The organism is Sedimentimonas flavescens, assembly GCF_025154035.1.
GTDB lineage: Bacteria > Pseudomonadota > Alphaproteobacteria > Rhodobacterales > Rhodobacteraceae > Rhodobacter > Rhodobacter flavescens.
The window spans coordinates 213,018-222,942 of record NZ_JAOALJ010000005.1 but is presented as its reverse complement, the minus strand read 5'-3'; the positions used below and the strand labels follow the sequence as shown (position 1 = coordinate 222,942).

The 9,925-nt window shown below is 67.1% G+C and carries 11 protein-coding genes; 6 read left to right on the top strand and 5 right to left on the bottom strand.

All coding sequences use genetic code 11. The annotated features are described in order from the left end of the window. Nucleotides 1-2: 2 nt before the first annotated feature. Nucleotides 3-218 carry a DUF599 domain-containing protein gene (locus N3C64_RS11210; protein WP_260014447.1) on the bottom strand — a complete coding sequence of 72 codons (216 nt, stop codon included), beginning with the start codon at nucleotides 216-218 and terminating at the stop codon, nucleotides 3-5. Between the two features lie 144 nt (nucleotides 219-362). Between N3C64_RS11210 and N3C64_RS11205 the strand changes: the two genes are divergently transcribed. The 5 genes from N3C64_RS11205 (at nucleotide 363) to N3C64_RS11185 (ending at nucleotide 5,624) form a co-directional block, all read left to right on the top strand. Further along, the gene (locus tag N3C64_RS11205) at nucleotides 363-1,796 is read left to right on the top strand and encodes an FAD-linked oxidase C-terminal domain-containing protein (protein WP_260014445.1); all 1,434 of its coding nucleotides are present in this window, start codon (nucleotides 363-365) and stop codon (nucleotides 1,794-1,796) included. 66 nt (nucleotides 1,797-1,862) lie between these two features. Then, nucleotides 1,863-2,936 carry an FAD-binding protein gene (locus N3C64_RS11200; protein ID WP_260014443.1) on the top strand — a complete coding sequence of 358 codons (1,074 nt, stop codon included), beginning with the start codon at nucleotides 1,863-1,865 and terminating at the stop codon, nucleotides 2,934-2,936. Further along, nucleotides 2,936-4,219, top strand: coding sequence for a glycolate oxidase subunit GlcF (glcF, locus tag N3C64_RS11195; protein ID WP_260014441.1), 1,284 nt, complete (start codon nucleotides 2,936-2,938; stop codon nucleotides 4,217-4,219). The genes N3C64_RS11200 and glcF overlap by 1 nt, the downstream gene beginning before the upstream one ends. A 46-nt stretch (nucleotides 4,220-4,265) precedes the next feature. After that, a complete protein-coding gene (locus tag N3C64_RS11190; RefSeq protein ID WP_218630581.1) occupies nucleotides 4,266-5,036 on the top strand; it encodes a trypsin-like serine peptidase in 771 nt (256 codons plus the stop codon). Between the two features lie 123 nt (nucleotides 5,037-5,159). After that, nucleotides 5,160-5,624 (top strand): Hsp20 family protein, encoded by a 465-nt coding sequence (locus N3C64_RS11185; RefSeq protein ID WP_260014439.1) that lies wholly within the window; start codon nucleotides 5,160-5,162, stop codon nucleotides 5,622-5,624. A 49-nt stretch (nucleotides 5,625-5,673) separates the two neighbouring features. Here the strand turns inward: N3C64_RS11185 and modC are convergent, their stop codons facing one another. The 4 genes from modC to N3C64_RS11165 all read right to left on the bottom strand — a co-directional run bounded on the left by modC (nucleotide 5,674) and on the right by N3C64_RS11165 (nucleotide 8,615). Continuing rightward, a complete protein-coding gene (gene modC, locus N3C64_RS11180) occupies nucleotides 5,674-6,762 on the bottom strand; it encodes a molybdenum ABC transporter ATP-binding protein (RefSeq protein WP_260014437.1) in 1,089 nt (362 codons plus the stop codon). After that, nucleotides 6,759-7,454: a molybdate ABC transporter permease subunit gene (gene modB / locus N3C64_RS11175; RefSeq protein ID WP_260014435.1), complete on the bottom strand. Its 696-nt coding sequence runs from the start codon at nucleotides 7,452-7,454 to the stop codon at nucleotides 6,759-6,761. The genes modC and modB overlap by 4 nt, the downstream gene beginning before the upstream one ends. Beyond that, nucleotides 7,451-8,194 (bottom strand): molybdate ABC transporter substrate-binding protein, encoded by a 744-nt coding sequence (gene modA / locus N3C64_RS11170; RefSeq protein WP_260014433.1) that lies wholly within the window; start codon nucleotides 8,192-8,194, stop codon nucleotides 7,451-7,453. Before modA ends, modB begins: the two co-directional genes overlap by 4 nt. A gap of 61 nt (nucleotides 8,195-8,255) precedes the next feature. Continuing rightward, complete coding sequence (locus tag N3C64_RS11165; RefSeq protein ID WP_260014431.1) at nucleotides 8,256-8,615, bottom strand: winged helix-turn-helix domain-containing protein; 360 nt, start codon at nucleotides 8,613-8,615, stop codon at nucleotides 8,256-8,258. A gap of 116 nt (nucleotides 8,616-8,731) precedes the next feature. Here N3C64_RS11165 and N3C64_RS11160 point away from each other — a divergent pair, with 116 nt between their 5' ends. Beyond that, nucleotides 8,732-9,922, top strand: coding sequence for an MFS transporter (locus N3C64_RS11160; RefSeq protein WP_260014429.1), 1,191 nt, complete (start codon nucleotides 8,732-8,734; stop codon nucleotides 9,920-9,922). Nucleotides 9,923-9,925: the final 3 nt, after the last annotated feature.

Below are 9,925 nucleotides of genomic sequence, written 5' to 3'. Positions count from 1 at the left end.
GCTCAGACCGGCGGGTTCTTGATCATCGCCAGCCCATCGCCGATGGCGATGTGTGCGGTCGAGGCGAAGAAGGTCGTGGACTTCTGCGGCCCGCCCACCATGGCGCTGTCGAAGATGCGCGGCTGGAGTATCCGCTCGCGCCGGTAGCCCCCGTGAGCGTGCCGACCGAGGCGCGGAGCGGCGCGGAATGCTCGATCGCCGGGCCAATCCAGAGCCATGACGCGACGAGCAGCCCGAAGGCGGCAAGCTCGCGTGGCCCGATTTACAGCAGATTCTCCATGCGCAGGGCGTCACGGGCGGACTCAATGCTTGCTATATAGTAAAATTGGTTATAATTTCTTACCGGACGGAGGAGGTTGCCCATGGATATGCCCATTCCCAGCCGGCGCGTTCTGGACCGCAAGGCGGCAATCGTTGCGCGGCTGCGCGCGGTGCTTCCCGCAGATGCGGTGATCGACGATCCTGCCGAGACCCGCGCCTATGAATGCGATGCGCTGTCGGCCTATCGCTGCCAGCCGATGGCGGTGGTTTTGCCGCGTACGACCGAAGAGGTCGCCGCCACGCTGAAGATCTGCGCGGCCGAGGGCGTGCCGGTCGTGCCGCGTGGGGCGGGCACAAGCCTTGCGGGGGGCTCGATGCCCTCGGAGGATTCGGTGGTGCTGGGTCTGGCGCGAATGAACCGGGTGCTTGAAGTCGATTACGACAACCGCTTCGTGCGGGTCGAGGCGGGGCGCACCAACCTGTCGGTGACCGGAGCGATCGAGGCCGATGGCTGGTTCTATGCCCCTGATCCGTCGAGCCAGCTGGCCTGCGCGATTGCGGGCAATATCGGGATGAACTCGGGCGGGGCGCATTGCCTGAAATACGGGGTGACGACGAACAACCTTCTGGGCGTCAAGCTGGTGACCATGGCGGGAGAGGTGGTCGAGATCGGCGGGCCCTATTGCGATGCCGGGGGGCTCGATCTGCTCGGGCTGATCTGCGGCTCGGAAGGGCAGTTGGGTGTCGTGACCGAGGCCACTTTGCGCATTCTGCCCAAGCCCGAAGGCGCGCGTCCGGTGCTGATCGGGTTTTCCTCGAACGAGATCGCGGGGGCCTGTGTGGCCGACATCATCCGCGCGGGGATCCTGCCGGTGGCGATCGAGTTCATGGATCGCCCCTGCATCGTCGCGACCGAAGCGTTTTGCCATGCGGGCTATCCCGATTGCGAGGCGCTCTTGATTGTCGAATGCGAGGGGTCCGAGGCCGAGATTGCCGAGCAACTGGGTCTGATCCGGCAGATCGCGATGCGGCATGATCCGGTCGAGTTCCGCGAGGCGCAGAGCGAGGATGAGGCCAAGCGCATCTGGCTGGGCCGCAAGTCGGCCTTTGGGGCGATGGGGCAGATTGGCGATTACATGTGCCTTGACGGGACGATCCCGGTTTCGGCCCTGCCGCAGGTGTTGCGGCGGATCGGTGAGTTGTCGGTCGAATACGGGCTGGAGGTCGCCAATGTCTTCCACGCCGGGGACGGCAATATGCATCCGTTGATCCTCTATAATGCCAACGAGCCCGGCCAGCAGGAGCAGTGCGAGCGTCTCGGTGCCGAGATCCTGAAGGCTTGCGTCGAGGCGGGCGGTTGTCTGACCGGCGAGCACGGTGTGGGCATCGAGAAGCGCGACCTGATGGAGGTGCAGTTCGACGCACCCGATCTGGAGGCGCAGATGTGCGTCAAGGATGTGTTCGATCCGGATTGGCTTTTGAATGCCGCCAAGGTGTTTCCGCTGCATGTGAGTGCCGGGCGGCGCGCCGGTTGAGAGAGCCGGGGGCTGTCTGCCCCCGGACCCCCGAGGATATTTGAACCACATTGAAGGCAGGGCAGGATGAAGGTTGAGAGCGAGGGGCAACTGGCTGAGGCGATCCGTGCAGCCTCGGGGCCACTGGATGTGGTCGGTGGTGGGACGCGGCCGGTCGGTCGCGGTGTGGGCGAGGTACTGGAGGTCGGGATTTCGGGCATCTCGCTCTATGAGCCGGGTGCCTTGACGCTGGTGGTCGGCGCGGGGACGCCCTTGGCCGAGATCGAGGCCGCGATTGCCGCCGAGGGGCAGCGGTTGCCGTTTGAGCCCGCGCGGTGGGGCGCGCTGCTGGGCGTTTCCGGCGAAAGCACCATCGGCGGTGTGGTCGCGGTGAATGTGTCGGGGCCGCGGCGGGTGCAGGCCGGGGCTTGTCGCGACAGTCTGATCGGGGTGCGCTACGTCGATGGGTCGGGGACCGTGGTAAAGAACGGCGGGCGGGTGATGAAGAATGTTACCGGCTACGATCTGGTAAAACTGATGGCCGGAAGCTGGGGCACCTTGGGGGTGTTGAGCGAGGTGGCCTTCAAGCTGTTGCCCGCGGCGCCAGCGCAGGCGAGCGTGGTGATGGACATTCCCGCGGGTGAGGCGGTGGCGGCGCTGTCGCGCGCGCTTGGCTCGCCCTATGACGTTTCGGGTGCGGGGTGGTTGCCAGGAATCGGCGCTGTCGTCCGGGTCGAGGGGCTGGCGGAGTCGGTCGCCTATCGCGCGGAGCGGCTGGCTGCGTTGTTGGCGCCCTATGGTGCGCGGATCGAACGTGACGGAAGCGCTGCGATCTGGGCCGATCTGGCCGAGGTGCGGCCTTTCCATGGACGTTCTGGCGATCTGTGGCGGTTCTCGATCAAGCCCTCGGACGCGCCGGGTGTGGTCGCACGGCTTGGCGGCGAGGTGGTGCTGGACTGGGGCGGCGGGCTGATCTGGGCGCTGCTGCCCGAGGGCACCGATGTTCGTGCGAAAGCGGCACCCTATAGCGGCCATGCGATTTGCCTGCGCGGGCAGGCTGCGGCCTTCGAGCCGGAGGCCGCGCCCGTTGCCGCGCTGTCGCGAGGGTTGCGCGCCCGCTTTGATCCGCGCGGTATTCTCAACCCCGGAAGGATGGGCTGATGCAGACGAATTTCACCGCTGAGCAGCTTGCCGATCCGGGCGTGGCGCGCGCCAATGAGATCCTGCGATCCTGCGTGCATTGCGGGTTTTGCACGGCCACTTGCCCATCTTACCAGGTCTTGGGGGATGAACTCGACAGCCCGCGCGGGCGGATCTACCTGATCAAGGATATGCTTGAGGCCGGGCGTCCCGCCGATGCCAAGACCGTCAAGCATATCGACCGCTGCCTGAGTTGTCTGGCCTGCATGAGCACCTGCCCCTCGGGGGTGCATTACATGCATCTGATCGACCATGCGCGCGCCCATGTCGAGAAGACCTACAAGCGTCCGCCGTTCGACCGGCTGCTGCGCTGGACGCTGGCGAAGATCGTGCCTTATCCGGGGCGGTTCCGGCTGGCGATGCTGGGCGCCAAGATCGCCAAGCCCTTCGCGAGGCTTCTGCCCGATGCGCGGCTGCGCGCGATGATTTCCATGGCGCCGAAAGAGATCCCCCCGGTCAGCCGCAATGACGATCCGCAGACCTTCCCGGCGATGGGAGAGCGGCGCTACCGCGTAGCCTTGCAGATCGGCTGCGCACAGCGCGCGCTGAACACCGATATCAACGATGCGACGATCCGCCTGCTGCGCCGTCTGGGCTGCGATGTAGTAATCCCGAAGAACCTCGGCTGCTGCGGGGCGCTGACGCATCACATGGGCCGCGAGGGCGAAAGCCACGATCAGGCCGCGCGCAATATCCGCGCCTATCTGGGCGAGGGCGAGTTGGACGCGATCGTCATCAATACCTCGGGCTGCGGCACGACCGTCAAGGATTACGGCCATATGTTCCGCAACGATCCGATGGCTGTCGAGGCCGCCAAGGTCTCGGGGCTGACCTGCGACATCAGCGAGTTTCTCCAGCGTATCGGTCTGCCCGAAGGCGCGCCCAAGGATCTGCGCGTGGCCTATCACGCGGCCTGTTCGCTGCAACACGGCCAGCAAGTCAAGACCGCGCCGAAGGATCTGCTCAAACGCGTGGGCTTTACCGTGGTCGAACCCGCCGACAGTCATCTGTGCTGCGGCTCGGCTGGCACCTACAACCTGCTCCAGCCCGAGATCTCGGCCGAACTCAAGCGCCGCAAGGTTGCCACGCTGGAGGCCAAGGCGCCGCAGGTGATCGCGGCGGGCAATATCGGCTGCATGATCCAGATCGGGTCGGGCACCGGGGTGCCGGTGGTGCATACGGTCGAGTTGCTGGATTGGGCCACCGGCGGGCCAAAGCCGCGCGCGCTGGCCGATTTGCCTTAATCTCGCCCAAGGGCCGGTCTAGAAAGGGTCAACCCACGAGGCACCCATGCTCCGACTGATCCTGGCCATCTTGCTGCTTGCCGCGCCCGCCGGGGCCGAGCCGAGCGCGCTGCAAAGCCTGACCACGGGCTCGGACAGCCGTGGCTGGGAGGCGGTCGGGCGGCTCGATCTTGGCGGGACGGGGTTTTGCACCGGAACGCTGATCGCGCCCGATCTCGTGCTGACGGCAGCACATTGCCTGTTCGACAGCCACACCGGGCAGATGATCTCGGCTGATAAGATCGAGTTCAGCGCGGGTCTGCGCAACGGGCGCGCGGTGGCCTATCGCGGCGCGCGGCGCGCGGTTGCGCATCCCTCATACCTCTATCAGGGGCCGGACCGTTTCGACCGCGTCGCCTGGGATCTGGCGCTGGTCGAGCTGGACCAGCCGATCCGTCTGCCCCAGTTGCAACCCTTCGCGATCGACACCCCTCCGCGCCGGGGCGAGGATGTGGGCGTCGTGTCCTATGCTCATGACCGGGCCGAGGCGCCCGCGCTGCAAAAGCTGTGCAAGGTGCTCGACCGGCCCGATGATGTCGTGCTGATGGACTGCTCGATCGACTTCGGGTCTTCGGGTGCGCCGGTCTTTGCGCTGCGCGACGGGGTGATGCGGATCGTCTCGGTCATCTCGGCCAAGGCGCGGCTGAATGACCAGCCGGTTTCTCTGGGCACGCTGGTCAGCCGCGTGGCCGATATCGAGGCGGTGATGGCCAATCGCGCGCCGGCCACGCGCTCGCTTGCGACGCGTAGCGACGGGGCCAAGTTCCTGCGGCCCTGAGGGTCTTGAAACCGCGTTTCACCTTCCCCAGATCAGTCTCACCGGGGCGCCGCAAGGGCCTTGGATGAACCGCCCGTCCCGATGCGGAGGGCTAGACGACATCGCTCAGTTGAGGATGAGACCATGCGTAGTTTTGACTTTTCGCCGCTTTACCGTGCCACCGTCGGCTTCGACCGTGTGGCCGACATGATGGATCGTGTGCTTTCGGCCGAGGTGGCCCAGCCGACCTATCCCCCCTACAACATCGAGAAAACCGACGAGAACGCCTATCGCATCTCGATCGCCGTCGCGGGCTTCGGCTCGGATGAGCTGAACGTGGAATTGCGGGAAGGCGCGCTGATCGTTTCCGGCAAAAAGGCCGAGGAAGAGGCCGCCCGCACCTACCTGCACCGCGGCATCGCCACCCGCGCGTTTGAGCGCCGCTTTGCGCTGGCCGATCACATGAAGGTCACGGGTGCGAGCCATGCCGACGGGATGCTGCATATCGAACTGGTGCGCGAGGTGCCCGAGGCGCTGAAACCCCGCCGGATCGAGATTGCCGGGCCGAGCACCGTCGAGGCCAAGGCCGTCGAGACGCTGGAGGCCTAAGAGCTTCCCCCATCCCTTGAGGCGCGCGGGCAGGGGCCTGCGCGCCTTTTCATTTATGCGTCTCTGCCAGATCGTCACGCGCCACTGCCACCGATTTCAGGATCGCATGGCAGGGCACACCGGGTGCCAGCCCAAGCGCCGTGACCGAGCGTTGGGTGAGCCGCGCAAGGATCGCCTCGTCGCCCATGCGCAGCTGAACCCAGGCGCGCTGGCAGCTGTCGGTTTCAATCTTCTCGACCGTTCCGGGCAGGATATTGAGCGCCGAGAGGCCCTGCGGCGCCTCGCGCGCAAGGATCACGTCGCTGGCGTGGATGCGGATCCGCAGCTCGGACCCCACCGGCGCGGGTTGCGAGACCCAGACTGTTCCGGTCGCGGTTTGCAGCCGTGTCAGCCCGTCGGCGTCGGTTCCCAGAACGCGGGCACGCAGCAGGGCGCCGGCCTCTTGCGCGCCGAACTGCGCGGCAAGCGCGGGGTCGGCCAGAACATCCTCGGCCCGGCCAGAGGCCAGGATGCGGCCTTCCCCCAGCACTACCAGCGTATCGGCAAGGCGGGCAACCTCGGCCACCGAATGGCTGACGTAAAGGATCGGCAGGCCCGCATCGCGCAGCCGCTCGACGAAGGGCAGGATCTCGGCCCGGCGCGGGGCGTCGAGGGCGGCCAGCGGCTCGTCCATCAGCAGCAGGCGCGGCTTGGACAGCAGGGCACGGCCAATGGCGACGCGCGCCTTCTCGCCGCCCGAGAGCGCGCCGGGGCGGCGCTCAAGCAGCGCGCCGATGCCAAGCATCTCTACCACGCGGTCGAAGGCGGGGCCCGTGGCGCCGCGCGGGGCAAAGCGCGCACCAAACAACAGGTTCGCACGCACGTCCAGATGCGGAAAGAGCCGCGCGTCCTGAAAGACATAGCCGATGCGGCGGCGGTTCGGCGGCAGGCAGATCCCGACATGGGTATCGAGCAAGACCTCGCCCTGCGCCACCACCCGGCCCGCATCGGGGCGCATCAGCCCGGCGACCGTATTGACCACCGTCGTCTTGCCGCTGCCCGAGGCGCCAAACAGCGCCGTGACCCCGGCAGGCGCGGTGAAGGCCGCATCCAGTGCGAAGCCGCCGAAATCATGGCGCAGCGAGACCGCCAGCATCACGCCCCCCTGATCCGCGCGGCAACGCGGCGCGCGATGAACTCGGACAGCAGCACCGCGCCGATGGCGACGATGACCGAGATCAGCGCCAGCCGTCCGGCGGCGGCATCCCCGCCCGGCACCTGAAGTGCGGTGTAGATGGCCGAGGGCAGGGTCTGCGTTTGCCCCGGAATGTTCGACACGAAGGTGATGGTGGCGCCGAACTCGCCCATCGCCTTGGCGAAGGCCAGCACCGCGCCCGCGATCACGCCGGGCAGGATCAGCGGCAGGGTCACGCTGCGAAAGACCGCAAGGCGCGAGGCGCCAAGGGTGCTCGCGGCCTCTTCAATCCTGGGGTCCACAGCCTCGATCGCCAGCCGCATGGCGCGCACCATCAGCGGAAAGCCCATGACCGCCGCCGCGAGCGCCGCGCCCGTCCAGCGAAAGGCAAAGACCAGCCCGAAGGCCTGTTCAAGAAAGGTGCCCACCGGCCCCTTGCGCCCGAAGGCCAGCAGCAGGAAGTAGCCCGTGACGACCGGCGGCAGGATCAGCGGCAGGTGCACCAGCGCATTCAGCAGCCACAGCCCTGGCCAGCGCCCCCGCGCCAGCACCATCGCCACGGCCAGCCCGACCGGCAGCGAGGCCAGCACCGCCACCCCCGCCACGCGCAGCGAGAGCATCAGGGCCGTAGCTTCTTCGGGCGTCAATCCGGTCATGGGGCCGCGATCACCGTAAAGCCCTGCGCGGTGAAGATATCGGATGCCTGTGCCGAGCCAAGGAAGGCCAGAAACGCATCGGCGGTATCGGCGTTAGGGGCATCGTGCATCTGTGCAACGGGGTAGAAGATGGGCGGGTGGCTGTCAGAGGGGAACTCGGCGGCGACATGCACGCGCGGCTCTGCCGCCGCATCGGTGGCATAGACGATCCCGAAGGGCGCCTCGCCCGTGGCCACCAGCGCCAAGGCTGCGCGCACGTTGTCGGTCTGCGCGACCTGCGGGGCGAGGGTCTGCCACAGCCCCAGATGCTCCAGCGCGGCCTTGCCGTATTGCCCGGCCGGAACAGCCTCGACCAGGCCCATCGCGAGATAACCAGTTCCTAGGTGATCAGGCAGAGCCTCCGGCGTGATCGGCCCCGGCGTTGAGGCGATCAGCACCAGACGGTTGCCCAGCAGATCGCGGCGCGAGCCCTCAGCCAGTGCGCCTGCGGCCTCAAGGCTGTCCATCCATTGGGTCGAGGCCGAGATATACAGATCCGCAGGCGCCCCGGCCGCGATCTGCTGCGCCAGCTTGGCGCTGCCGCCATAGGCGAGGGTCGCGGTATGGCCGGTCTCGGCGTGCCATTGTGCGGCGATCTCATCGAGCGCGGTCTGCATCGAGGCCGCCGCGAAGACCAGAACCTCATCGGCCTGGGCGACAAGCGGGGCCATGGTCAGGGCAAGAATGGGCAGAAGGCGCATGGGGTCTTGGACTCGATATGTTTTGTCGGACATAACAGTGCGGTGCGTGAGGGTGCAAGCCTTATTTCCCATCGGACATATCGCTGCGCACCAGCGCGCCGATCGTCGCCAGCTCATCCGCGCCCGCCTCGCGCAGTTTGGCTTCCAGCGTGCGATAGGCGGCCAGCACCTGCTGCCCCGCCTCGGTCAGCGCCGCGCCGCCACCCTTTGTCCCCCCGCGCGCGCTTTCGACGAGCGGCTCGGCAAAGCCTGCGTTCATCGCCTCGACCAGCATCCAGGCGCGTTTGTAGCTCATGCCCATGCGGCGCCCGGCAGCCGAGATCGAGCCCTCTTCCGCGATCCCCGCAAGCAGGTCGGCCTTGCCGGGGCCAAGCATCAGCTCTCCGAAATAAAGCCGCAGCATCAGTCGGGTCGGGGTCATCGGGGTCTCCTTCGATTGGCGCCATCCTGTCGGCTGGGCGCTTGCTTGGCAAGGTCGCGGCCCCTTGCGCATCCCGCGCCCATACGGCAGCTTGTGCGCGATCTTCGAGGGAACCTATGCGCCTATCCATTGCCTTTCTTGTGGCGGGCTATGTGCTCAGCCAATTCTACCGTGCGTGTCTTGCGGTTCTGACGCCGGTTCTCAAGACCGAACTGGGGGCGAGCGCGGGTGATCTCGCGGTTTCGCTGGGGCTTTGGTATGTGGCCTTCGGGCTGATGCAGATCCCGGTGGGCGAGGCGCTGGATCGCATCGGCCCGCGCCGGACGGTGGGCATCTTGCTGGCGCTTGGCGGCGGTGGCGGCGCTGCGGCCTTTGCCATGGCGGGCGGGCCATGGGGTATCCATCTCGCAATGATCCTGATCGGGATCGGCTGCTCGCCCGTGCTGATGGGGTCTTACTACATTTTTGCGCGCAGCTTCCCTCCGGCGGCCTTCGGGTTTCTGGCGGGCGCCGTCATCGGCGTGGGCAGCCTTGGCAATCTGGCCGGCGCGGCGCCGCTGGCGGCCACGGTTGAGGCCATCGGCTGGCGCGCCACCCTCTGGGCGTTGACCGGTATCACGCTGGCCGTGGCGGCGGCGGTCTTTGTCTTCACCCGTGACCCCGAGCGGTTGCCGCAGCCCACGGGCAAGCGCGGCTCGGTTCTGGATATCCTGCGGTTGCCGGGGCTATGGCTGCTCTTGCCGCTGACGGCAGCGAACTATGCGGCCGCGGCGGGTATCCGCGGGCTCTGGGCCGGGCCGTATCTGACCTCGGTGCATGGCGCGGATGCGGTGCTGATCGGCAATGTGACGCTGGTGATGGGGCTAGCGATGATCGCGGGTAATTTCGCCTATGGCCCTGCCGACCGCCTGCTGGGCAGCCATAAACGGGTCGTGCTGGCAGGCAACGCCGTGCTGGCCGTCGCGCTGGCGGCGCTGTGGCTGGCGCCAGGCGTGGGGCTGTGGACGGCGACGGCGATGTTGGCGGTGGTGGGGTTCTTCGGCGCCTCCTTCCCGGCGATCATGGCGCATGGGCGGGCCTTCTTCCCGCCGCATCTGGTCGGGCGCGGGGTGACGCTGCTCAACATGTTCTCGATCACCGGGGTCGCGCTGGCGCAGTTCGCCTCGCGTCCTGTCTATGAATACGCGGCGGCTGAGGGCTCACCCCAGGCCGCCTATGCGACGCTGTTCCTGTTCTTCCTTGTGCCGGTGGTGATCGGCCTGTGCTTCTACCTCTTCACTCGAGACAAGCCGGATCAGACAAGCTAGAAC

Bases quoted from the DNA above. Each gene is read 5' to 3' on its own strand.
- N3C64_RS11210 (WP_260014447.1), bottom strand. From the start codon at position 218: ATGGCTCTGGATTGGCCCGGCGATCGAGCATTCCGCGCCGCTCCGCGC.
- N3C64_RS11205 (WP_260014445.1), top strand. From the start codon at position 363: ATGGATATGCCCATTCCCAGCCGGCGCGTTCTGGACCGCAAGGCGGCA.
- N3C64_RS11200 (WP_260014443.1), top strand. From the start codon at position 1,863: ATGAAGGTTGAGAGCGAGGGGCAACTGGCTGAGGCGATCCGTGCAGCC.
- glcF (WP_260014441.1), top strand. From the start codon at position 2,936: ATGCAGACGAATTTCACCGCTGAGCAGCTTGCCGATCCGGGCGTGGCG.
- N3C64_RS11190 (WP_218630581.1), top strand. From the start codon at position 4,266: ATGCTCCGACTGATCCTGGCCATCTTGCTGCTTGCCGCGCCCGCCGGG.
- N3C64_RS11185 (WP_260014439.1), top strand. From the start codon at position 5,160: ATGCGTAGTTTTGACTTTTCGCCGCTTTACCGTGCCACCGTCGGCTTC.
- modB (WP_260014435.1), bottom strand. From the start codon at position 7,454: ATGACCGGATTGACGCCCGAAGAAGCTACGGCCCTGATGCTCTCGCTG.
- modA (WP_260014433.1), bottom strand. From the start codon at position 8,194: ATGCGCCTTCTGCCCATTCTTGCCCTGACCATGGCCCCGCTTGTCGCC.
- N3C64_RS11165 (WP_260014431.1), bottom strand. From the start codon at position 8,615: ATGACCCCGACCCGACTGATGCTGCGGCTTTATTTCGGAGAGCTGATG.
- N3C64_RS11160 (WP_260014429.1), top strand. From the start codon at position 8,732: ATGCGCCTATCCATTGCCTTTCTTGTGGCGGGCTATGTGCTCAGCCAA.